Raw genomic sequence first — 24,743 nt, 5'->3', positions numbered from 1 at the left:
AATCTTTTTCATTAAAAATTCAATAATATGCAATAAGTGTAAATTATTTTGTAATATTTGTAACAGTTTTAGTAATTTCACAAATACATTCAATATTAAAAAATAAAAAGTCATTTATGGCATTAAAAATTGTAATTTCTCATAAAACAAAGTATATATACGATCGTTCTGTACAACTTTCTCCACATATTTTTAGGTTAAGACCTGCACCACATTCAAGAACACCCATTGAGTCTTATTCTTTAAAAATAGAACCCGAAAACCATTTTTTCAACTGGCAACAAGACCCTTTTGGTAACTATTTGGCTAGAGTTGTTTTTCCTGATAAAACTACCGAACTTTCTATTGATGTAGAAATTATTGCCGATTTAAAAACTATAAATCCATTTGATTTTTTTGTGGAAGAATCTGCTGAAGAGTTTCCTTTTACATATAATGAAACCATAAAAAAAGAGCTTTTACCTTATTTAGAGGTTACTGAAAAAGGGCCTTTGTTAAATGACTTTTTGGCGTCTTTAGATATGACGCCTCGTAAAACCATTTACTTTTTAATTGATATCAATAGAAAAATTTACGAGTATTTAAATTATAACATCCGAATGGAACCTGGGGTACAATCTTGCGAAGAAACTTTGGGGCAAAAAAATGGATCTTGTAGAGATTATGCTTGGTTATTTGTACAAGCTTTGCGTCATTTAGGTTTTGGTGCTCGTTTTGTTTCTGGATATTTGGTACAATTAAAATCTGATGAACAATCTTTAGATGGCCCTTCTGGACCTGCAGAAGATTTTACAGATTTACATGCTTGGGCAGAAGTGTATTTGCCTGGTGCAGGTTGGATTGGTTTTGACGCTACTTCTGGTTTATTAGCTGGTGAAGGACATATTCCTTTAGCCTGTACACCATCTTTTGAAAGTGCTGCACCTGTATTTGGACTTTCTGATGTTTGTGAAACGACATTTGAATTTGAAAATTCTGTGAAACGAATTTTTGAATCGCCCAGAGTTACAAAACCTTATACCGAAGATCAATGGAAATCTATAGATAAATTAGGTAAAAAGGTAGAGAAAGAATTGCAAAAAAATGATGTTCGTTTAACCATGGGTGGTGAACCTACCTTTGTTTCTATTGACGACATGGAAAGCGAACAGTGGAATACAGCTGCAGATGGAAAACATAAACGTGCATTAGCGAAAGATTTATCGCAACGATTTTTAGATAAATTTGCCAGAGGTGGGTTTTTACATCATGCCCAAGGAAAATGGTATCCAGGAGAACCTTTACCTAGATGGTCTATTGAATTGTGTTGGAGAAAAGATGGTAGAAAAATATGGTTTAATCAAAACCTTTTAGCAGCTATTGGACCTAAAACAGAACTTCCAGAAAATGCAGCTATTTTATTTTTAGAAACCTTAACGCAATATTTAGGGGTTACACCAAATCATATTAAACCTACTTTTGAAGATGCTTTTTTATTGATGTATGAAAAAGGAAATATGCCTATTGATTACAACCCAACAGAAGATGCAGATACCTCTTTAGCAGAACAAAAAATTACCGAAATTTTAGAAAACGGCACTTCTAAGCCTGTAGGTTATGTGCTACCTTTAAATAAAACAGAAGGAAAATGGTTTACTAGCGAATGGACTTTTAGAAGAAATCATATCTACTTAACTCCTGGAAACTCGCCTGTTGGTTTACGTTTACCATTAAATTCTTTAAAACAAAAACCAGAACACGAACTCTTTCCTGTTTATGAACCAGATTTGTTTTCTAAAAAGAAACGTTTACCTAGCTTTAGACAAATGGTATCTAAACGTCATAAAAACTTTATAGAAAATGGTGTTCCGCAAAATATGCCAAATTATTTTGTAAGAACTGCATTGTGTTCGGAAGTTAGAGAGGGTAAATTACATCTATTTTTACCTCCATTAGAAGAGGCTGCTTATTATTTAGATTTATTAGCCTCTATAGAAGCAACAGCAAGAGCATTAGATATTCCTGTAATTTTAGAAGGTTATGGGCCACCACATGACAATCGTTTAGAGTCGATGAAAATAACACCAGATCCTGGGGTTATAGAAGTTAATGTGCATCCTTCTCACAGTTGGAAAGATTTAAAAGATACCACGTTTACCATTTACGAAGAAGCTAAAAAATCGAGATTAGGCACTGAAAAGTTTATGCTAGATGGAAAGCATACTGGAACTGGAGGTGGAAACCACGTTACTTTAGGAGGTGTTTCTCCAAAAGATAGTCCATTGTTACGTAAACCAAGTTTGTTAAGAAGTTTATTGACATTTTGGCAACATCATCCAGGATTATCTTATTTATTTTCTGGATCTTTTATTGGACCAACAAGTCAAGCACCAAGAGTAGATGAAGCAAGACATGATAGTTTATACGAATTAGAAATTGCTTTTAGTCAAATTCCTAAAGATGGCGATGTTCCTTTTTGGTTGACAGATAGACTATTCCGTCATTTATTAACCGATTTAACAGGTAATACGCACAGAGCCGAATTTTGTATTGATAAATTGTATTCACCAGATTCTTCATCAGGAAGATTAGGTATTTTAGAATTAAGAGGTTTTGACATGCCTCCTCATGCACAAATGAGTTTGATGCAAAACTTATTGGTAAGAACCTTAGTTTCTTGGTTTTGGAAAAAACCTTACGAACATAATTTAGTAAGATGGGGTACAGAATTACACGATAAATTCTTAATAGAGCATTTTGTTAGAGAAGATATTAAAGATATTGTAAATCAATTAAATAAATCCGGTTATAAATTTAAAGAAGATTGGTTCGATCCGTTTTTTGAATTCCGTTTTCCTTTATATGGTATGGTTGATATTAATAATATTCATTTAGAATTAAGAGCAGGAATTGAACCATGGAATGTTTTAGGTGAAGAAATGACTGGTGGTGGAACTGCCAGATATGTAGATTCGTCTCTAGAAAGATTGCAAGTAAAAGTGAGTAATTTTACAGAAGAAAGATATACATTAACCTGTAATGGTGTAAAAGTACAGCTAAAAAACACAGGTGTGCATGGAGAGTATGTTGCTGGTGTTCGTTACAAAGCCTGGAACCCCTACTCTGCTTTACACCCAACAATTGGTGTAGATACTCCTTTAGTATTTGATATTGTTGATACTTGGAATAAACGATCAATTGGAGGTTGTACCTATTTTGTGGCACATCCAGGAGGTAGATCTTATGAAACCTATCCTGTAAATAGTTTCGAAGCAGAATCACGTAGAATTAACAGATTCTGGGATTTTGGGCATACACAAGGAGAAATATCGGATAAAAAAGAAAAGAAAAAAGAGAAAGTGATTAATAATCCTAATGATATTGGCAGATCTGTCTCAAAACAAGGAAGTTCAAAAAAATTCAGTTTTAAAGAGATTCCTGTGAACCCAGAATATCCAAATACCTTAGATTTGCGTCTTAAAAAATAACATAGATTGACAAAAATACCAATAACCTCTTTTTTTAGTGATTATTTTAAAGATTTTGAAAATTATGACGAAGTTTTAAAATCTGATATGAGCATCAATCCAACTTGGGAAAAATTATTGACTAATTTTTCTAAGTTGGGCATGGATGAATTGAATAAAAGACAAGATGACTTAGATTGGCTATTGGCTGAAAACGGAGTTACTTACAACGTTTATAATGATCCTAATGGATTGAATAGGCCTTGGAGTTTAAATATAATACCGTTTGTAATTGACCAAAAAGAATGGAAAACTATTGAAAAAGGTTTGCAGCAAAGGGCACAACTTTTAGATTTGGTTTTAAAAGACATTTACGGAGAAAGAAATCTTATAAAAAATGGCATTGTACCTTCAGAAATTATTTTTGCTCACAAAGGGTTTTTAAGACCTTGTCATCAAATTGATTATAAAACAACACAACACTTACTACTCCATTCTACAGATTTGGCAAGAGGCCCAAATGGAAGAATGTGGGTAGTAAATGATAGAACAGAAGCACCATCTGGTATGGGATATTCTTTAGAAAATCGGTTTTCTGTAAGACAAGTTGTGCCTGATTTTTTTAAAGAAATTAATGTTAAGCAACCATTTGATTTTTTTAATGATTTTAATGATTTATTAATTAATGCTGCACCAACAAACAAAAACAATCCAACTATTGTAATTTTAACACCTGGGCCACATAATGAGACCTATTTTGAGCATGCCTATTTGTCATCGTTTTTGGGTTACCCTTTGGTTAAAGGAAACGATTTGGTAGTAAGAGATAACAAAGTGTGGATTAAAACATTAAAAGGTTTAATTCAAGTTGATGTTATTTATAGACGTGTAGACGATGCCTACTCAGATCCATTAGAATTAAAAGGAAATTCCTATTTGGGAGTTGCAGGTTTGCTAAATGTAGTTAGGCAACAAAACGTAGCCATCATAAACCCAATTGGTAGTGGTGTTTTAGAAAACCCAGGTTTAATTCCGTTTATGAATTCGGTTTGTCAATATTTCTTAAAAGAAGATTTAATCTTGCCTCAAATTGCCTCTTGGTGGTGTGGACAAGAAAAGGAACTGAAATATGTTTTAGAAAATATTAGAAAACTAGTAGTAAAACCAATTGATAATACCCAAAGAGAACACATTTATTTTTGTGAATTTTTAAGCAATAAAGAAATTGAAGCGTTAAAAAATGAAATTTTAGCAAAACCGTTTCGTTATGTTGCACAAGAAAAAATTTCATTTTCTACGGCTCCAAATCTATCAAAAGATAGTTTAGAACCTAGAAAAGTAATGTGTAGAACTTTTGCTGTTGCCAAAGATAAATCGTATAGTATAATGCCTGGAGGCTTGGTAAGAGTTGCTGCTGAAAGAGAGGAATTGAGGGTTTCTAATCAAAAAGGTGGAACAAGCAAAGATTTTTGGGTAACCAATAACGCAAATAAATTCTTTAAAAAACGTAGGCGTTTTCATTGGCATCACTCTAGCGCAAATAATTTTTCGGGTATAGAAAACCTACCTAGTAATACTGCTGAAAATTTGTTTTGGTCTGGCAGGTATTTGGCAAGAACTTTAGTTACAGCCAGATATATTAGAATGGTGTTAAACCAAATAACAAACTCTGAATTTAATAAACGCGAATCAGATACAGAAACACTACATATTTTATATCAATCAATTACACATTTAACTTCTATTTTTCCAGGTTTTACTGGCGATAATAAAGAAAAAGCTATAAAAAATCCGCTTGAAGAAATTGCCATAGTTTTGTTTGATAAAACCAAAATGGGAAGTTTAGCACATGCATTATCATCATTCAATAACTCATATTACACTTTAAGAAATCTTTGGTCTAAAGACATGTGGCGTGTTTATGATATGCTAAAAAAAGTTTGGCGAGATTTTGACCAAAAAGACCATCATAACATTCAAAAACTAACAAAGTTATTAGATACTGTAATCACCAAACTCATTGCATTTATTGGTTTAATAGAAGAAAGTATTTTGGTAGATCAAGGGTTATTACTTTATTTTATTGGTTTACAGATGGAACAAGCCATTATGACTATTGATAAATGTAGAGCATTATTAACCATATCTTACGATGAAGATGTAGAGTACGAAATTTTAGAATCTTTATTAAATAGCCACGAAAGTTTAAACATTTACAGATATAGTTTTAAATCTTATTTAGATGTAGAAAATGTAATTAAACTTATTTTATTAGATGAATCTTACTCTAGGTCTTTAAAATATCAAATGAATAGAATTAGAAGAGATGTTTTTAAATTACCTAAAAGAACTAATGATGCTGAATCTACACCTTTAGAAATAGCTATTTTAAAAGCTTGTGATTTGATTGAAAATGTAAAAGCGAGTAATTTAATTCAAGTTGATGAAAATGGATTTACAAGATCTCAATTAGAAGATTTGTTAGCTTCTTTAAGCGATTTGATTCACAATACCTCAATGTCTTTAACAGATATGTACTTTAATCACTCAGACGAACAAATACAGTTAGTTAACCAAAATTATACCTTGTAGTATGGTTTTTTCTGTCATTCACAAAACAACTTACAATTACACAAACAATGTTACGTATTGTCATAATTTAGCAATTCTAAAACCCAAAACATTTATAGGTCAAGAATTGTTAGAATATGAATTAGAAATAGAGCCAAAACCAACTGTATTTGAAGAAAATATTGATTTTTTTGGAAATACAGTCGCTCATTTTTCAATAGAAAAACAGCATAAAAAATTGATAGTAACTGCTAAAAGTAAGGTGAAACGTTCTTTTGAAGATCAAAAAAATGCAATCATATCAGAGGCCTGTAAAAGCATTACTTTAGAGCAAGCTTTATTAAAACTAAAGGTATTATCACCAGAAATTATCAACGCCAAACAATACTTGTTAGATTCTACTTTTATCAAAAATATATCAGAAAAAATTTATCAATATGCTAGCATATCTTTTCATGAAAAACGTTCAGTTTTTGAAGCTACTCACGAATTAATGCAACGTATTTTTGAAGAATTTAAATTTGATGCCAGCTTTAGTACCATTGCTACACCAATTGATGAAGTTATGGAAGCTAAAAAAGGAGTTTGTCAAGACTTTGCGCAAGTAGCAATTGCTTGCTTACGTTCAATGGGTTTACCTGCAAGATACGTTAGCGGTTATATTGAAACTTTTCCTCCACCAGGAAAAGAAAAGCTTTTTGGTACAGATGCCTCTCATGCTTGGTTTTCTGTATATATTCCAGATTTTGGTTGGATAGATTTTGATCCTACCAATAATCAAATCCCAAAAAATCAACATATAATTGTTGCTTATGGTAGAGATTATTATGATGTGCCTCCTTTAAAAGGTGTCATCTATGGTTCTGGAGAAAGCACACTAGATGTTGCAGTAGATATCAGACCATTCAAAACATAAAAAATGCTTTAAAATTAAATTTTAAAGCATTAAAATTTCAAATAAATGCTATTATGAAGCAATATGGTATTTAACGTTTTCTTTTGTTATCGTTTTTAATGCTCCTCTGTTTTTAAGCTCATCCATAATATTGTAAAGAGACAAAATCATATTAACATTTTCTACTTTTTTTAAAATTTGAAAACTTGTTAAAGGTTGATCTTTTATTACATTTAATACTGATAATTGCTGCTCTGTTAAATTGTTAAGTTTCATGGTTATGGGTTATTAAGATACTGTAAAACTACAATTTATATCAAATACGTATAATAATATTAGTCAAAAACCATTATAAGTTATGTGTAATGCAATTATATGTAGATTAATGGTTTTAAAAATGTAATTTGTTTTACACAAACGCTATCACAATAAAAAACTTAAGCAGCGTAATGATATTTACGGTTTTGTTTAACGTAACTTTTTAATACACCTTTACTACTCAATTTATCTAAAATATTATACAAAGATAAAATTAGAGAAACGTTTTCTACTTTTTTTAAAATTTCAAAACTTGTAAGGTGTTCATTTTGTACGGCATTAAGTACAGACTGTTCTATAGCAGTTAGGTTAGAATCATTCATAAGGGGTAAATTTTTAGGTTAAAACAAATGTAGGATTTTTTTTTATAAAATTGTTAAATTTTCATAAAAGATTGTTTTTACCGCTTATAAGTTGTGGATGTCGCATTTAGTATCCTAAAAAAAAGAATATTACTTATTATTTGCTATTTTTTTTCTTGAAGTAATAAAATATACACCAGTTAAAAGTATGACTGATGCAATTACAGATTGTAAAGTAAGTGTTTCATCTAAAAAATACCATCCCATAAATAAAGCAATAACTGGGTTAACATATGCAGAAGTAGATACTTTTTCTGGAGATACTACTTTTAACAAATAATTAAAAGAAGTAAAAGCAATAATTCCTCCAAAAACTACGAGCAAAAACATGGAGAGTTGTACATTAGTTGTCCATGATATTGGAGAAGACCAACTTTCAAGAAAAATAGCACTTATAAATGCTAAGAAAACGCCACCAATAACCATTTGATAACCAGTACTTACTAAAAAGTTTTTTGGTAATTTGGCTTTAGATACAAAAATGCTACCATAGCTCCAACTTAAAACACAACTCAACATAACCAAAATACCAATTAAACTATCTTTAGAGGTAGTTAATTCTTTTTGACTTACTAATAAAATCATTCCTAAAATACCTAAAACCACGCCTAAAATAGATTTATTTTGCATTGGTTTTCTATCAATAATACGCATCATTATAAGCACATACAAAGGATTTGTAGAGGCAATTAATGAACCAAAACCACTATCTACAAACTGTAAAGCCCATACAAAAACACTATTACCATATACCAAAAAGAAAAAAGAAGTAATACAAATATTTTTAAATTCTTGTTTTGATATTTTTAGGTTTGCTTTTGTAAAATAGGCAATAATCACCATTATACAGCCAGCTGTAAAAAACCGAATAGAAGCCAAAAAGAAAGGTGGTAACTCTGTTACTGCTACTTTATTAAAAACATAGGTGGAACCCCAAATTACATAAATAGCAATAAAAGACAAGATAATGAGAACTTTAGCGTTTTTCAAGTTGAATATTTTAAAAAATCAAAAATACCATTAATATTAATGCTATTTATTTTTTTAAAACAAAGTTTAGAAATGGTATATTTGAGTGCAATCATAAAGAAACTATGAAAGGAGAAACTTTTAATAAAGCAAGAGTAATTAGTTTTAGCGACGCTGTTTTTTCTATAGCCATTACACTATTGGTATTAGAAGTTGTAATACCCAGTTATAAAGAATTACAACCTGGTAATACACTGCAAATTTTACAAAATAGAATACCCAGTTTTATTGGTTTAGTGGTTAGTTTTATGGTAACAGCATTATATTGGATTGCACATATGAGAATTTTTAAATTTACTTCTACCATAGATCGCAAAATTTTGTGGTATAATATGTTTTTACTTTTTTTTATAGTATTGCTCCCCTTTTCAACCGCGTTTTATGTAAAAGGGTTTATGTTAAAGGGGCCTTTTGCTTTTTATTGTTTCAATTTAGCTGCTATTGGTTTTTTTAATTTGATGTTGAATGTGTACATCACCAAAAAAGAAAAAGGAAAAACAGGCATTACTACAGCATTTGCAAAATTTATAAAATATAGAGCTTTTAATGCTTTTTTTATTTGGGTTTTAGCAGGTCTTTTAGCTTTTTATTTACCTTGGGTGGCACGTTTTTTATTTATTCTTTTGTTTATCATAGAAGCAATTATAACTCGGTTTTATCATAAAAAATTAGAAAAAATTGAATCGTAAATATCCTTTTGATCCGTCTTTAAAACATCATGGTATTGTTGCTCTTGGTTTGTATTTGTGGATTTTTGTTTTCTTATACTTTACAGAACCTTTAGATGTTCATGAATTTTATGATGATGAAAAGCTAATTTTTCTATTAGGTTATAGCTTTATTGGTGGGTTTTGTTATCTCCTTTTTTTACCAGTCCAATATATAATCTTTAAAAGAAATCATAAAAAATGGACCGTTTTTAGCGAGTTTTTATTTCTTTTTATTTTTAGCTTTTGTGCCATAAGTATTGCTCGTTTATATTATTTGCATGTAATTATGGCAAATGAAAGAAACCCATACGAATTATGGTATATGCTTAAAACTATTTTTTTACCTGCTATTGCTACTATTTTACCTATAATTATTTTTGGTCGTTTTGCTTTCGGAAAATATAAAGACAAGCAAACAGAAGCCAAAAAAATAGAAATTAAAGGAGAAGGTAATTATGAGGGTTTACGTTTATTTTTAAATGATATTATTTGCATTCAATCTTCAGATAATTATATAGAGGTTTTTTATATAAATGGGGCACAATTAAAAAAAACACTAATCAGAAATAAATTGTCGGTAATTGCTGATGAATTTCCTGAATTATTAAGAACTCATCGTTCGTATTTGATGAATCCGTATCATTTTTTACAATGGAAAACAGAAAAAAGCAAACTATTTGTAATTTTATTTCACCACATAGAAGTGCCTGTTTCTAGAACCTACCAAAACAATGTAAAACGCGTTCTGAATTCTACCACAGAATAGCTACATTTCGCCCCAAACACTTGTTATTATTGAGTTTGTTTTTATTTACTTGCTAATTTTGTCTCAGAAAGTTTAACTACAAAATTTAGAATTATGAAAACTCAAATCGTATTAAAATTCATCTTATTAGTCTCAATTTTTAATTTATCGGCTCAAAAAAAGCCTCAAGAAATTTTAATTATTGGCACCATGCATACAGTACCAAAAATTGTAAAAAAGAGTTATAAACCTATGTATCGTTTTGCAAAAAAATACAATCCAGAAGCTATTTATGTAGAATCGCCAATGCCAAATGACAATAAATCTTGGGAGTATTTAAAAGATGGATGGTCTAAAGGATATCAAAAATTTTACAAAAAATCAGATTCGATACAAAAGACTTTTGCTTTTAATAAAAACAAGTTTGATATGTTATCAAAGAAGAATTACGAAAACTTAACATCATCAGAAATTGATTATCTAATTGATGCCTATGTGTACAAAAGAGATAATGGAAATTATGAATTGATAACCTACTTAAAAAAATATGGAATTACAGGCGCTAAAAAACCAACAAGACATGAAGATGGTGATTTAACCTATAAATTGGCACTGCATAAAAACTTGAAAGTTTACAATATGGACGATCAGCAAACGAATAAGCAATACCATACTGCTTGGAATAAATGTGTAAAAGAAGGTAGTAAAAATGGAAGTAATGCAGTTGGATCAGAAATTAATAAAAAACAATACAGTGCTGCTAAAATCCCTGCTATTTTAAGAAAATTAGGTAAGCATACCAATAAAAGAGCTTCTTTAAATATATTGCATACCATGAGTTCTTTTAATTATGTTACTGAAGACACCAAAGCATGTTTAGAGGGTAGAAAATTTTGGAATGAACGCAATAAGAGAATGGCTAAAAATATAGCTACGCAAGTGTTGGCATCAAATAAAACTAAAAATATTGTTATGGTTGGTGCTGCGCATGTTATTGGTTTAGAGCAAGAATTAAAAGCAAACTATCCAAATTTAAAGGTAATTCTAATGAATGAGTATTAAACTTTCTATTGTATTTTTAATTAGGAAACCCTCTAGTTTTTAGAGGGTTTATGCTTTTTACATTAATTATTATTTTCTATTAAATACTTGTCTGAAAATACTTTTGTAAAATGTGCACCAAAAAATAGAATTAAACTTGAGTAAGAAACCCAAAGCATAATTAAAATTACAGAGCCAGCTGCACCATAGGTAGAGCCTGGTTCCATTTCTCTAAAATACCAAGCCAATAAAAATTTACCAATTACAAATAAAATGGCAGTAACACCTGCCCCTATTCGTACTGCTTGCCATTGTAAAGTTTTAGAAGGTAAATATTTAAACATGGCTGCAAAAAGTGCGTAAATAAATAGTAACGAAATAAAAAAATCTATAACATACATATAATTAAAAAGTGAATCTGGTAAAAAGTTTTCTAAACGTCTACTAAAAGCACTTATTAAAGATGTTAACACGAAACTAATCAACAATAAAAATCCTATAATTAAAATAAAACCAAAACTTTTAAGTCTGCTTATTAAAATGGCTACTATTCCTGTTGGTTTAGCTTCGTCACTTACTTTCCAAATTTTATCAAAAGCAGCTTGAAGTTGATAAAATACACCTGTTGCACCATAAATTAAGGTACCAAAACCAACAATGGTTGTAAAAATAGATACAGATTCATTACCTCTATCTAGCATCATTTGCCTAATGGATTCAGCAGTTTGTATACCAACAGCAGCTGTAATTTCTTCTAAAAGTTCTCCTTGTACAATATCTTTACCCCAAATATTACCAACTAAATTTAAAATGATAACCATTAAAGCAGGTAAAGATAAAATAGCATAATAAGCAACAATTGCACTGAGAGCAAAAGGCTCGTTATTTAACCAATTTTTACCCGTTTGCAATAATAATTTTGGAAAGTGAACTATTTTGAATTTGTGAATCAAGTCTGTTATTTTAATTTTAAAATGAGTATCCTAAGCATTTATATAGTTTTTTTCACTTATGCCTCTCCTCTAGCAGGATAATTTTCATTTAAAATATAATCTATCCCATTTAAAATTTCTCTGAACTTGGGTCTACCAAATGGCATAGATTGTATGGATTGCCAATACACTTTTTGTTCAGTATCAATTAAAAATATTCCTGGTTCAAAAAATACATCAGGTTCCTTTTCTTTAATTGCTTTCGTAATAAATAACCCCCATTTTCGAGCATCATCAATAGAAAAATTGTAACCAACTGGTACGTTTTCAATATCCCACTCTTTATGAGTTTCTTCTGCTAATTCTTTAGTATTGGCACTAATAGCAATTACATGTACTCCTCTTTCCTCGAATTTATGTATTTTTTTTTGTAAATCTTCCAATTGTTTTTTACAAACAGGACAATGTTTACCTCTATAGAAAACAATTAATGTAAAATGTTTAGGATTTTGCTCACTTAAAATCCATTTGGTATTATTTACTAAACTTACTTTTAGATTAGGAGTTTTTTGTCTTGGTTTTATCATTTTTATTTTTTTTTATGTGATAACTGTAACAAAATTATAACTTTAGGTTTCAACAGGTTTGTCCATTCCAATCAATTTTTAACGCTTTTAAGAATGTAAACAGTTCTCATAATTTTTGTGTTTGTTTTTTTTGATTAATTTCTTTAAACTCCCTCAATTCTCACTAATTTAGAGTTTTATAATTGACGATATAATTCATTGATATTTAAGACAAAAATGACTCAAACAATCAGTATAAATCCGGCTACAGAACAAGAAATAGCTTTTTATAATAGAAACACAAAAAAAGAAACCGTTAAAAAAATAGAAATAGCCAACCAAACTTACCAGTCTTGGAAAAAAACCAGTTTAAAAGAGCGTTCTAAATTAATGCACAAATTGGCAACTATATTTGACGAAAACAAAGAAGAATATGCAAAACTAGCTACCCAAGAAATGGGTAAAGTTATTACACAATCTAGAGCCGAAATTGAAAAATGTGTACTGGTTTGCAGGTATTATGCAGACCATATTGAAACTTTATTGGCTGATGAACATATAGAAACTGAAGCTTTTAAAAGTTACATTACTTTTCAGCCTTTAGGAGTTACGTTAGCCATTATGCCTTGGAATTTCCCCTTTTATCAAGTTATTCGTTTTGCATCGCCAGCAATTATGACTGGTAATGTTGGGCTATTAAAACACGCCTCTAATGTACAAGGTTGTGCGTTTGCTATAGAAGATGCTTTTAAAAAAGCTGGTTTTCCAGAAGGTGTTTTTACCAATTTAAATGTTTCATCAGATGCCATTAAAAATATTATTGCACACAAAAGTGTTGTGGCTGTAACCTTAACAGGAAGCGAACCTGCAGGACGCGCTGTTGCTAAAATTGCTGGTAAAAATTTAAAAAAGTCTGTTTTAGAATTAGGAGGCTCTGATGCTTACATAATTTTAGAAGATGTAGATTTAGAAAAAGTAACAGACCTTGCTTTACAAGGAAGATTACGAAATAATGGACAAACCTGTATTGCTGCTAAAAGATTTATTGTTTTAGAAGAAATTTATGATGCTTTTATTGAGCTTTTTACGCAAAAAATGCAAAAGGCTAAAATGGGCAATCCAACAGATAAAGATACCTATTATGGGCCATTAGCGCGAATAGATTTACGTGATGAATTGCATCAACAAGTTGAAAAAACTATTAAGCAAGGGGGTAAATTAATTTTAGGAGGACAAATACCAAAACAAAAAGGGGCTTATTATCCTGCAACTATTTTAACAGATGTAACACCAGGAATGGTTGCTTTTGACGAAGAGTTATTTGGCCCTGTAGCATCTATAATAAAAGCTAAAAATGAAAATGAAGCTATTGCATTGGCTAATAATTCTACATTTGGCTTGGGTTCTGGAGTTTTTACAGGTGATGTAGAAAGAGGTGAAAAAATTGCACTTCAATTAGAAGCTGGCAATAGTTTTGTAAATAAAATAGTAGCCTCTGACCCTAGATTGCCTTTTGGAGGCATTAAAAATAGTGGTTATGGTAGAGAATTATCAAATTTCGGTATTAAAGAATTTGTGAATATCAAAACAATTTGGATAGCATAATTTTGCTGATACACCTTAAAAAATAAACCTCATAAGCCTAAACTTATGAGGTTTTGGTTTAACAACCATTATCAAACTAACTAATTTCTTTTTCTGTTTTAGTGTTGATAAAATCAATATCTCTAGTATTTTTTTGAACGGTAATCGCTCCAAAAAGACTTAATAAATACGAAATTCCATAAAATCCTTTTTCACTTAATAAAATATCTGCATTTCTTAAGCCTATAATTAATAATAGCAAAGAGGCAATAACAATAACCCAACTAATGCCATAATACATTTCACTTGTTTTAATTTGTTCGGCCTTATCTCTTATGGCTTTTTGCAAAGAGATTACTGCATAAATACCCATTAATAAAATTGCAAAATAATATCCCTTTTCATTCAATTCCATGTTTGCATTCCACAATCCAATACAATAAGATAATAAACCGATAATTGAAACTCCCCAAGTTGCACCTACATATGCTGTTGTTGGCTTTTGATTGAAATCACCTTTTGATTTAATTGTTTTTGCCTGCTTTTTAGTTTCATCGTTAGTAGAAACTGTAGTTTGATACTTCATAATATTTAGTTTAATAATTATACTACAAAATTGAGGTAAATTGCAGTATTAAAAAATCTAATAATTTATAATAACTGACGACTTAATTTATCATAGATTATTAAAAAAATTATATTTACTACCTTTACTATTATATTACTGACGATTTAATGATTGATTTAAAAGAAATAATACATTCGTTTTCTAAAGAGAAGCAACAAGAATTTATTGGTTATTTAGCTAAAAAAAACAAACGAAAAGATGCTAAAAATATTCAACTTGTTAAACTACTAACTAGTGATAATTTATCTTCTAAAGATATCTGTTATGTATTGTACAAAAAGGATAATAAGGTAGCTTTACATGCACTTAGAAAACGATTATTTCAATCTTTAATTGATTTTACAGCGAATTCAAATATTAAAGAAGAGCACTCTGTAGATATGCAAATGATAAAATATATTTTATCTGCAAGAACATTTCTACAAAAAGGAAACTACCTAGTTGGGTATAAAATTTTAGATAAAGCCGAAATTATTGCCAAGGAATATCAACTCTATTCCATTTTAAATGAAATATATCACACAAAAATTGAGTATGCACATCATTTTAAATCTATAAATATAGATGAATTGGTGAGTCAATTTAAAAACAATCAAAAACAGCATCAAATAGAAGAAAGTTTTAATATTGCTTATGCAAAAATCAGAAAAACCTTAAATGAGATCAATCATCAAAAAAAAGTTATTGATCTAAAAACAATAATAGCAGATACATTACAAGAAGATGCCATTGCTTTTTCGGAATTATCTTTTAAATCATTATATCAAATTATACAGATTACTAATATTTCATCTTCTCAAAATTTTGATTATTGGAATATAGAGTCCTTTTTATTGGAAACCTACAAAATTTTAAAACAACATGTTTCTAAAGAGAAGCAGTTGTACTACCATATTGAAGTTTTGTATGTAATCTCTAACACCCTATTTAGAAATAAAAAGTTTTTGAAAGCGCTACACTATTTAGAATTAATGAATTTGTATATGCATAAAAAGAATAAAAAATATTTTAAAGAATTTGAAACAAAATATACTTTGTTATTAGCTTTAAACTATAATTATATTGGAAATCAATACTTTGCTATTAATATCTTACAGCCTTTTGTAGCGCAAAATAAAGCTAAAACTGTTGAACAATTAGACATCTATTTATGTTTAATTGTATTTTATGCGCAACAAAAACAAACGCAAAAATCTAGTACTTTACTAGCTAAATTATATCGTACAGACCAATGGTATATAGAAAAAGCGGGAATCATTTGGACTATTAAAAAAAACATCATTGAAATTCTTATACAATTAGATTTAGGAAATGTTAATTTAATAGAATCTCGTTTAAAAAGTTTTAAAAGAAATTATTTTAAACATTTAAAAGAAATTCATCAAGAAAATGTGATTGCTTACATACAACTTATAGAAATTTATTTTAAAAACCCAGAAATAGTAACTTCTAAAAAATTTTATGAAAAGGTAGAAAGCGCTTTGAATTGGGTTGAAAAGGATAAAGAAGATATTTTTATGATGAGTTTCTATGCCTGGTTAAAAGCTAAAATGACCAAAAAAGATATGTACGAGGTTACTTTAAATTTGGTACAATCTACTGAGGGTTTTTAACTTTAAAGGCGGCAAAAAATAGAAACCCTAAAAAAGGAAGCAATAGATAACTTATAAATTTATAATCTCCAAAAGTTGTAAAACAATAACTGAATAAACTTGGTGCTATTGCACTAGCAATTACTAGAAAACTTGCCACTTTTCCTGTAATTTCTCCTAAAAATTGTCTACCATAATATCTAGGCCAAGTTACTGCATTTACTACAGCAAATAAACCACTATATATGCCTAAACCCGTAATTAAAAAATAAATTCCATTTGAATTTTCTAAAATTAGGAGTCCATAAGATGCTAATATCCCACTAAAAATCATTACATATAAGTAAATTTTATGAGCAATATAATCACTTAAAATATTGGCTATTGTAGATACTGTTATGGCTATTAATGAAATGGGTAAAAAAATTGAAATTGCTTCTTCTCTTGTAAATGCATTAGATTCAAAAATTGAAATTACATGAAACGTAAAACCTGTTATTAAAAAACTACTAAAGGCTAATGCCCCACCAAACATCCAAAAAGCTCTTGTTTTTTTAGCCTCTTTTAAATTAAAATTATGTTCTGTTGTACTTGATTTCTTTTTTAATTTATCAGTTTTAAAACCATCTGGAAGCATATTAAAATCCTCTGGTTTATTTCTGAAAAATTGTAATACAAAAAAACTAAAAATTAATAAACAAAGTGCTAAGATTTGCCAACTCATTTGCCACCCCTTAGAATCTATTAAATAATTGATGAAAATTGGTGAACTAGAGAACCCTAGTGAAATGGCAATACTGCTTATGGAGTTTACTTTACCTCTATTTTTATCAAACCACATCATTATCATATTTCTAGAAGACATCGTTAACACACCTTGCCCACAAAAACGAATGAAAAAAAACAATAAACAAAGTAAAATAAAGGGAATTAGCCACGATTTTGAGTTAAATATCTGTTGAATTACATTGCTGATATTTTCTGAAAAAGAAAAAAGAATTAAAGATAACCCCAGTAAAAAAGCAGCAAAAAAACCTACCATTCTTGCCCCAAATTTATCAAACAATCGCCCAGCTTTAGTCACAAAAAAAGCACTTAATAAAGTGCCTATCATATATGCGTTACTAAACTGATTTCTTGTTAAACCTAAGGCATCTTTTACGGGATCTGTAAAAACAGAAACACCAACTGTTTGACCAGGAATGCTAAATAGCACTCCAATACTACCAAACAGTAAAATTACATATCCATAAAAAAACGGAATTTTTTTGGGCTTTATAAACGAATATCTATTTGGATTTTTCAAAAGGAATAATAGTAGTAAAATTTATTTATGTCTGCCTTTTAGCTCAGCCTCTATATCTTTTAAGGTAAATCCTTTGGCTTGTAATAACATTAAATAATGGAATAGTAAATCTGCAGATTCGTATAAAAACAACTCGTCATTATTGTCCATAGCTTCAATGACAGTTTCTACAGCCTCCTCACCTACTTTTTGTGCCACTTTATTTATTCCTTTTGCAAATAAACTCGCCACATAAGATTTTTTAGTGTCCTTATTTTCAACACGTTCTTTAATCACATCTTCTAAAGTAGAAAAGAAACCATAATTAGAATTGTTTTCTTCATTCCAGCAAGTATCAGAACCTTTATGGCAAGTTGGCCCTTTTGGATTTACAAAAATTAATAAAGTATCATTATCACAATCTAGTTTCATATCCACTAAATTCAAAACATTGCCACTTTCTTCACCTTTAGTCCACAATCTATTTTTAGTTCTACTAAAAAAAGTAACTAATTTTGTTTCTTTGGTTTTGATGAATGCTTCTTCATTCATATACCCCAACATCAACACATTTTTTGTGGTTGCATCTTGTATAATTGCTGGCACTAAACCATCGTTATTTTTATTAAAATCTATATTCATTTTATTTGATTTTGGTTGTTGGTTTTTAGTTTTTGGTTCTTACTCAAACCATCAACCCAAAACCAATAACTATAAACTATTGTTATATTCTTACAGACACTCCCTGTTTTTGTAATGCTTGTTTTAACTCTAAAATAGGGATTTCACCAAAGTGAAAAACACTAGCTGCCAAAGCTGCATCAGATTTTCCATCAATAAAAGTATCTGCAAAATGCTGAATTGTTCCTGCTCCACCAGAAGCAATAATTGGTATGTTTACCAATTCTGATAAATGTGCTAAAGCCTCATTTGCAAAACCAGCTTTTGTGCCATCGTGATTCATAGAAGTGAATAAAATTTCTCCTGCTCCTCTTTCTTCCACTTCTTTTGCCCAATCAAATAATTTAATATCTGTTGGTATTGTTCCTCCTGCTAAATGCACAAACCATTCTCCATCAATCTGTTTTGCATCAATAGCAACAACCACACATTGACTCCCGAATTTATCTGCCAATTCACTTACCAATTCTGGTCTTTTTACTGCGGATGAATTTATAGAAACCTTATCTGCACCGCATTTTAATAAGGCATCTACATGCTCTACAGAAGATATTCCACCACCAACTGTAAACGGAATATTTACTTGCTCTGCCACTTTTAAAACCATATCTAAAGTTGTACCTCTATTTTCTAAAGTTGCAGCAATATCTAAAAACACCAATTCGTCTGCACCTAAATCTGCATATTGTTTTGCTAAAACCACAGGATCTCCAGCATCAATTAAATTCACGAAATTAACCCCTTTTACAGTTCTTCCGTTTTTAATATCTAAACAAGGTACTATTCTTTTTGTTAACATTTATTATAGCTTTTGGCTTTTGGCTTTTGGCTGTTCGCAAATAGCAAACTGCTAAAAGCAAATGACTATTTTTTTATTATAAAATTCTCTAGTTGTTTTAAGCTGATTTTATTTTCATAAATCGCTTTTCCAATAATTACGCCCTCACAACCATTTTCTGCTAATTTTGGCAATTCATCGAATGCTGAAATTCCTCCAGAAGCAATTAGTTTTAGAGATTTCTCAACTCCGTTCGAAATGACAGTTTTACTTAAAATATCATTATAAACATCAAAACTTGGGCCTTGCAACATACCATCTTTAGAAATATCTGTACAAATTACATACTGAATTCCTTTTTGTTGATAATCAGAAATAAACGGAATTAACTCTAAAGCACTTTCTTCTTGCCAGCCATTTGTAGCAATTTTTCCTCCTGAATTATCAGGATAAAAATCGGCTCCTAAAATAATTTTCTCTGAACCATATTTAGCAATCCAACTTTCAAAAATTTGTGGATTTTTTACTGCAATACTTCCTCCTGTAATTTGATTCGCCCCTGAATTAAAAGCAATTTCTAAATCTTTATCAGACTTTAATCCACCTCCAAAATCAATTTTTAAATTGGTTTTGGTAGCAATCTGCTCTAAAACTTTATAATTGATGATTTGGCTTGCTTTAGCGCCATCTAAATCTACAACGTGTAAATATTCGATTCCTGCAGCTTCAAATGCTGCAGCAACTTCTAACGGATTTTCGTTATATATTTTTTTGGTATTGTAATCGCCTTTTGTTAAACGAACACATTTTCCTTCTATGATATCTATGGCTGGTATAATTCGCATTGATTTACTTGTTAATCAACCCTGAACTTGTTTCAGGGCCTTCTTATATTTCTATTTTTAATAATTTAGGATTGGATAGCTTAACTAAGTTCCATTTCCATTCTTTGTGCCAGTTTTTTAACTGTTTTTCTCTATTTCTTGCTAATTTTGATGTTTCAAATTCTTCAAAATAAATTAAATCAATAACATTATACTTTTTTGTAAATAATGCTCCATTTCCTGTTTTATGCTGCCAGATTCTTTTTTTTAGATTTTCTGAATAACCAACATATAAAACTGACCTATTCTTATTTGATAATATGTAACAATAGTATTTATTCATTTTAAAAGTTTCTGAAACAAGTTCAGAATGGAATTATAGGTTCAGAAAATTCTCAAGAATTTTTGAGCCTACAATTCCAGATTTCTCTGGATGAAATTGCACTCCATAAAAATTATCCTTTTTTAATGCTGATGCATATTCTATTTCATAATCTGTAGTTGCAATCGATTCTGCGCATTCTTCTGCGTAAAAGCTATGCACCAAATACATAAATTCTTTTTCTTTAATACCAGCAAATAATTCAGACTCTAGGTTGTAAATTACATTCCATCCCATTTGAGGAACCTTTACAGCATTCGAAAACTTTTTAACATCAACATTAAAAATTCCTAATCCTTTTGTATTTCCTTCTTCAGATGAATTACACATTAACTGCATACCTAAACAAATACCTAAAACAGGCTGTTTTAAAGTAGGAATCACTTTATCTAAACCACTTTCTTGCAACATTTTCATTGCAGAACTTGCTTCTCCTACTCCTGGAAAAATTACTTTAGCAGCAGCTTTAATTTCATCAATATTATTTGATAAAACAGCATCTACACCCAATCTTTTAAAAGCAAACTGAATGCTTTTTATGTTACCTGCTCCGTAATCAATAATTACGAGGCCTCCTCCAACTCCTCCTAAGGAGGAGGGTTGCTCACTGTTGTGGATTTTATTTTTATGAATCATTTTCTATTTTCAATATTGGTACTCCTTCCCTTAGGGAAGGTTGGGATGGGCTTTTACAACACCCCTTTTGTAGAAGGTAAAAACATTTTGTTAGCATCTCTTTTTACAGCCATTTTCATTGCCTTTGCAAAAGCTTTAAAAATTCCTTCTATTTTATGATGCTCATTATCACCTTCTGCTTTAATGTTTAAATTACATTTTGCACCATCTGTAAACGATTTAAACAAGTGTAAAAACATTTCTGTGGGCATATCTCCAATCATTTCTCGTTTAAAATCTGCATCCCAAACTAGCCAAGGTCTGCCTCCAAAATCTACTGCTGCTTGTGCTAAACAATCGTCCATAGGCAAACAAAAACCATAACGTTCTATGCCTAATTTATTACCTAATGCTTTGTGAAATAATTCACCTAAAGCAATCATTGTATCTTCTATGGTGTGATGTTCATCAACTTCTAAATCACCATCAACTTTTACGGTTAAATCCATAGCTCCATGTCTACCAATTTGATCTAACATATGATCGAAAAACTTAACTCCTGTATCAATCTCATTTTTACCAGAACCATCTAAATTCAGTTTGATGTAAATTTTAGTTTCGTTGGTATTTCTGGTAATTTCAGAAACTCTATCTTCTAATTTTAAAAACTCATATATAGCTTTCCAATCTGTAGATGTTAATACAATACAATCTAAAATTTCTTGTTTAGAAGTTTCAATTTCATCTGCTCCTAACTCTGGATTTTCTGATAAAAATATCCCTTTTGCTCCCAAATTTTTAGCCAATTCCATATCAGTAATTCGATCACCCAAAACAAATGAATTTTCTAAATCATAGTCCTCAGAAAAGTATTTGGTTAACAAACCTGTTCTTGGTTTACGAGTTTCTGCATTTTCATGCGGAAAGGTTTTATCAATAAAAACGTCCGAAAAAATAACCCCTTCTTTTTCGAAAGCAGCAATGATTTTATTCTGTGCAGGCCAAAAGGTATCTTCAGGAAAAGAAGCTGTACCCAAACCATCTTGATTGGTAACCATTACCAATTCGTAATCCAATTCAATAGCAATTTTTGCCATATATTGAAATACTTTTGGATAATATTCTAATTTTTCTAAACTATCTAGTTGATAATCTACAGGTGGTTCTAAAACTAAAGTTCCATCTCTGTCTATAAATAATACTTTTTTGCTCATTACATATTTTTTCAAGACCTCACAGGTTTTAAAAACCTGTGAGGTCTATTTTATTTTTTATTGAATCGCTTTCAGTGCACGAATCAATCTTTGATTTTCTTCACAAACTCCAACACTAATTCTTAAACAATTTTCGCATAAAGGTTGTGTTGTTCTATTTCTTATTACTACTCCGTATTCAATTAATTGTTGATATCTTTTGTTGGCGTCATCAACCTTTAACAATAAAAAATTACCATCAGAAGGATATACTTTTTCTATAAAACTAACGCAACATTCCAACTCTTTTTTTAATCGTTTTCGCTCACTAATTAACTGCCCAATTTCATTTTTAATTTCATCAATTTTTTGTAGTCTACTAATTGCCCTTTGTTGCGTTAATTCGTTTACGTTATAAGGTGGTTTAATATTGTTTAAAATTTGAATAATTTCTTTGGATGCATAACAAACCCCTAAACGAATACCTGCTAAACCATAGGCTTTAGATAAGGTTTGCGTAATGATTAAATTTGGAAACTTTGCCAATTTCTTTAACCAACTTTCTTGTTGAGAGAAATCTATATACGCCTCATCTACAACTACTAAACCTTTAAAACGTATTAATAATTCGTGGATACATTTTTCATTAAAACTGTTTCCTGTTGGGTTATTGGGTGAACATAAAAATAAAATTTTACTTCTAACATCAGATTCGCTAAGAATATTTTGAATATTAGGCTGAAAGTTGTCCTTTAATAGCACCTGTCTGTTTTCAACAGCATTTACGTTGGCCAAAACACCATACATTCCATAAGTTGGTGGTAATGTAATGATGTTATCTACATGAGGTTCACAAAATGCTCTGAATAATAAATCTAAAACTTCATCACTACCATTACCTAATAAAATATGTTGCGGATGAATACCTTTAATTTCAGATAATAAGTTTTTGACATTGATTTGTTGAGGATCAGGATATCGATTTACACCATTTTCAAATGGATTTTCGTTGGCATCCAAGAAAATCATATCTTTATTGTTGATGTCTTTATACTCGTCTCTTGCAGAAGAATAAGGCTTTAGAGATTTGATATTTTCTCGAACGAAGTTGTGTATGTTAAAGTTTGCTTTCATAGTTAAAAGACTGTAAAAATGGCCTTTTCGTTACATAATTATTTTAAATCTTTATTTAGGTACTGAAATAAATTCAGCACGATTACTTTAAGCTTTCCAACCTTAAAGTAACCGCATTTTTATGTGCATCTAAGCCTTCTGCTGCCGACATTAATTCAATAGCATTTCCAATATTTTGAATACCTATTTTTGATATTTTTTGAAAAGTAATACTTTTTTGAAAACTATCTAAGTTTACACCAGAATAAGCTTTACAAAATCCGTTTGTTGGTAAAGTGTGGTTTGTGCCAGAAGCGTAATCTCCTGCACTTTCTGGTGTATAATTACCAATAAAAACAGAACCTGCATTTGCAATATGATCTACATAAAAATCATTATTATTTGTACAAACAATAAAGTGTTCTGGACCATATTCATTAATTAATTCTAGAGCTATTTCGTCATTCTCAACAAAAATAGATTTTGAATTTGCAATTGCTTTTTCTGCAATTTCTACTCTTGGTAATACTGCTAATTGTTTTTCAATTTCTTTTTCAACTTCATTAATTAATTCTTTTGATGTTGACACTAAAATAACTTGACTATCTGCACCATGTTCTGCCTGACTTAATAAATCTGAAGCAACATAATTTGCTTTTGCTGTATCGTCTGCCACTACTAGCAATTCACTTGGGCCAGCAGGCATATCTATAGCAACTCCATATTTAGTTGACAATTGTTTTGCCACAGTTACAAACTGATTTCCAGGACCAAATATTTTATATACTTGCGGAATACTTTCTGTACCAAAGGTAAACCCAGCAATGGCTTGAATTCCGCCAACTTTTACAATTTTTGTTACACCACATAAATTAGCTGTGTATAAAATTGCTGGATTAATTTTACCAGCCGCATTTGGTGGAGAACATAAAACAATTTCGCTACAACCTGCAATTTGGGCAGGAACAGCCAACATTAATACTGTTGAAAACAATGGTGCAGTACCCCCAGGAATGTACAAACCTACTTTTTGAATGGGTCTTTTTTCTTGCCAACATTCAACTCCATTTGCAGTTTCTACAAAAACTTTGTCTGTTTTTTGTGCTTTATGAAAATTAGTAATGTTTTCTTTTGCTAGTTGAATTGCTGCTTTTAATTCTTCTGGAACTAAACTGATAGCTTCTGCAATTTCTGCTTCTGAAACGATATTATTTTCTAAAGAAATACCATCGAATTTGGCTGTGTATTTCTGCACAGCTTGATCTCCATTTTTCTGAACATCTGCAAAAACTTCATTTACTAAGCTTTCTATATCATCAACTGTTTTTGTAGGTCTTTCTAAAATTTTAGACCAGGTTTCTTTTGATGGTTTATTTATAATTTTCATAATAATTATAGTTTATAAACTTGCGTGTGCGTTAGGGATTGAATGGCCTGTTTGAGCTCTTTTTGT

Annotated in this window: 22 protein-coding genes and 1 pseudogene; 8 read left to right on the top strand and 15 right to left on the bottom strand. The window is 30.2% G+C overall.

Annotation, left to right across the window (positions count from 1 at the left end):
- Positions 1-116: 116 nt before the first annotated feature.
- The 3 genes from SJY27_RS01700 to SJY27_RS01690 are packed head-to-tail and all read left to right on the top strand — an operon-like array spanning position 117 to position 6,933.
- Complete coding sequence (locus tag SJY27_RS01700; protein WP_397446517.1) at positions 117-3,467, top strand: DUF2126 domain-containing protein; 3,351 nt, start codon at positions 117-119, stop codon at positions 3,465-3,467.
- A 6-nt stretch (positions 3,468-3,473) separates the two neighbouring features.
- Positions 3,474-6,038, top strand: a complete 2,565-nt coding sequence (locus SJY27_RS01695) for a circularly permuted type 2 ATP-grasp protein (protein ID WP_397446516.1) — start codon at positions 3,474-3,476, stop codon at positions 6,036-6,038.
- A 1-nt stretch (position 6,039) separates the two neighbouring features.
- Positions 6,040-6,933 carry a transglutaminase N-terminal domain-containing protein gene (locus tag SJY27_RS01690; RefSeq protein ID WP_397446515.1) on the top strand — a complete coding sequence of 298 codons (894 nt, stop codon included), beginning with the start codon at positions 6,040-6,042 and terminating at the stop codon, positions 6,931-6,933.
- A 51-nt stretch (positions 6,934-6,984) separates the two neighbouring features.
- Here the strand turns inward: SJY27_RS01690 and SJY27_RS01685 are convergent, their stop codons facing one another.
- The 3 genes from SJY27_RS01685 to SJY27_RS01675 form a co-directional block, all read right to left on the bottom strand.
- On the bottom strand, positions 6,985-7,188 hold the full coding sequence (locus SJY27_RS01685) for a hypothetical protein (protein ID WP_397446514.1): 204 nt from the start codon (positions 7,186-7,188) through the stop codon (positions 6,985-6,987).
- A gap of 161 nt (positions 7,189-7,349) precedes the next feature.
- Positions 7,350-7,553 (bottom strand): hypothetical protein, encoded by a 204-nt coding sequence (locus SJY27_RS01680; RefSeq protein ID WP_397446513.1) that lies wholly within the window; start codon positions 7,551-7,553, stop codon positions 7,350-7,352.
- A gap of 129 nt (positions 7,554-7,682) precedes the next feature.
- Positions 7,683-8,582, bottom strand: a complete 900-nt coding sequence (locus SJY27_RS01675) for a DMT family transporter (RefSeq protein ID WP_397446512.1) — start codon at positions 8,580-8,582, stop codon at positions 7,683-7,685.
- A gap of 104 nt (positions 8,583-8,686) precedes the next feature.
- On the opposite strand from SJY27_RS01675, the gene SJY27_RS01670 reads away from it, so the two are divergent.
- From SJY27_RS01670 to SJY27_RS01660, 3 genes are all read left to right on the top strand, one after another.
- Entirely contained in the window at positions 8,687-9,310 is a 624-nt protein-coding gene (locus tag SJY27_RS01670) for a TMEM175 family protein (protein WP_397446511.1), read from the top strand.
- Positions 9,300-10,097, top strand: coding sequence for a LytTR family DNA-binding domain-containing protein (locus SJY27_RS01665; protein ID WP_397446510.1), 798 nt, complete (start codon positions 9,300-9,302; stop codon positions 10,095-10,097). The genes SJY27_RS01670 and SJY27_RS01665 overlap by 11 nt, the downstream gene beginning before the upstream one ends.
- A gap of 93 nt (positions 10,098-10,190) precedes the next feature.
- Entirely contained in the window at positions 10,191-11,138 is a 948-nt protein-coding gene (locus SJY27_RS01660; RefSeq protein ID WP_397446509.1) for a hypothetical protein, read from the top strand.
- 62 nt (positions 11,139-11,200) lie between these two features.
- Here the strand turns inward: SJY27_RS01660 and SJY27_RS01655 are convergent, their stop codons facing one another.
- Both SJY27_RS01655 and SJY27_RS01650 read right to left on the bottom strand, forming a co-directional pair.
- The gene (locus SJY27_RS01655; protein ID WP_397446508.1) at positions 11,201-12,070 is read right to left on the bottom strand and encodes a YihY/virulence factor BrkB family protein; all 870 of its coding nucleotides are present in this window, start codon (positions 12,068-12,070) and stop codon (positions 11,201-11,203) included.
- A 56-nt stretch (positions 12,071-12,126) separates the two neighbouring features.
- Complete coding sequence (locus tag SJY27_RS01650; RefSeq protein WP_397446507.1) at positions 12,127-12,636, bottom strand: peroxiredoxin-like family protein; 510 nt, start codon at positions 12,634-12,636, stop codon at positions 12,127-12,129.
- 216 nt (positions 12,637-12,852) lie between these two features.
- Between SJY27_RS01650 and SJY27_RS01645 the strand changes: the two genes are divergently transcribed.
- A complete protein-coding gene (locus SJY27_RS01645) occupies positions 12,853-14,220 on the top strand; it encodes an NAD-dependent succinate-semialdehyde dehydrogenase (RefSeq protein ID WP_397446506.1) in 1,368 nt (455 codons plus the stop codon).
- A 76-nt stretch (positions 14,221-14,296) separates the two neighbouring features.
- Here the strand turns inward: SJY27_RS01645 and yiaA are convergent, their stop codons facing one another.
- Positions 14,297-14,785 (bottom strand): inner membrane protein YiaA, encoded by a 489-nt coding sequence (gene yiaA, locus SJY27_RS01640; RefSeq protein WP_397446505.1) that lies wholly within the window; start codon positions 14,783-14,785, stop codon positions 14,297-14,299.
- Positions 14,786-14,934: 149 nt separating this feature from the next.
- Here yiaA and SJY27_RS01635 point away from each other — a divergent pair, with 149 nt between their 5' ends.
- Positions 14,935-16,440: a hypothetical protein gene (locus SJY27_RS01635; protein WP_397446504.1), complete on the top strand. Its 1,506-nt coding sequence runs from the start codon at positions 14,935-14,937 to the stop codon at positions 16,438-16,440.
- Here the strand turns inward: SJY27_RS01635 and SJY27_RS01630 are convergent.
- From SJY27_RS01630 to hisD, 9 genes and pseudogenes are all read right to left on the bottom strand, one after another.
- A complete protein-coding gene (locus SJY27_RS01630) occupies positions 16,424-17,725 on the bottom strand; it encodes a nitrate/nitrite transporter (RefSeq protein ID WP_397446503.1) in 1,302 nt (433 codons plus the stop codon). The two genes, SJY27_RS01635 and SJY27_RS01630, sit on opposite strands and share 17 nt — an antisense overlap.
- Positions 17,726-17,746: 21 nt before the next feature.
- A pseudogene (gene hisIE / locus SJY27_RS01625) lies at positions 17,747-18,361 on the bottom strand (bifunctional phosphoribosyl-AMP cyclohydrolase/phosphoribosyl-ATP diphosphatase HisIE); the annotation flags it as partial.
- Positions 18,362-18,428: 67 nt separating this feature from the next.
- A complete protein-coding gene (hisF, locus tag SJY27_RS01620) occupies positions 18,429-19,184 on the bottom strand; it encodes an imidazole glycerol phosphate synthase subunit HisF (protein WP_397446502.1) in 756 nt (251 codons plus the stop codon).
- A gap of 65 nt (positions 19,185-19,249) precedes the next feature.
- The gene (gene hisA, locus SJY27_RS01615) at positions 19,250-20,008 is read right to left on the bottom strand and encodes a 1-(5-phosphoribosyl)-5-[(5-phosphoribosylamino)methylideneamino]imidazole-4-carboxamide isomerase (RefSeq protein WP_397446501.1); all 759 of its coding nucleotides are present in this window, start codon (positions 20,006-20,008) and stop codon (positions 19,250-19,252) included.
- Between the two features lie 43 nt (positions 20,009-20,051).
- Positions 20,052-20,330, bottom strand: coding sequence for a GIY-YIG nuclease family protein (locus tag SJY27_RS01610; RefSeq protein ID WP_397446500.1), 279 nt, complete (start codon positions 20,328-20,330; stop codon positions 20,052-20,054).
- 33 nt (positions 20,331-20,363) lie between these two features.
- Positions 20,364-21,005 (bottom strand): imidazole glycerol phosphate synthase subunit HisH, encoded by a 642-nt coding sequence (hisH, locus tag SJY27_RS01605; RefSeq protein ID WP_397446499.1) that lies wholly within the window; start codon positions 21,003-21,005, stop codon positions 20,364-20,366.
- 53 nt (positions 21,006-21,058) lie between these two features.
- On the bottom strand, positions 21,059-22,198 hold the full coding sequence (gene hisB / locus SJY27_RS01600; RefSeq protein WP_397446498.1) for a bifunctional histidinol-phosphatase/imidazoleglycerol-phosphate dehydratase HisB: 1,140 nt from the start codon (positions 22,196-22,198) through the stop codon (positions 21,059-21,061).
- A gap of 57 nt (positions 22,199-22,255) precedes the next feature.
- Positions 22,256-23,311: a histidinol-phosphate transaminase gene (gene hisC / locus SJY27_RS01595; protein WP_397446497.1), complete on the bottom strand. Its 1,056-nt coding sequence runs from the start codon at positions 23,309-23,311 to the stop codon at positions 22,256-22,258.
- Between the two features lie 82 nt (positions 23,312-23,393).
- Positions 23,394-24,677, bottom strand: a complete 1,284-nt coding sequence (gene hisD, locus SJY27_RS01590; protein WP_397446496.1) for a histidinol dehydrogenase — start codon at positions 24,675-24,677, stop codon at positions 23,394-23,396.
- Positions 24,678-24,743 lie beyond the last annotated feature (66 nt).

It is taken from the genome of Polaribacter sp. R77954 (genome assembly GCF_044595335.1).
Classification (GTDB): Bacteria; Bacteroidota; Bacteroidia; order Flavobacteriales; family Flavobacteriaceae; genus Polaribacter.
The sequence above is the reverse complement of the archived record's forward strand: the minus strand, read 5'-3'. Positions and strand labels throughout refer to the sequence as shown.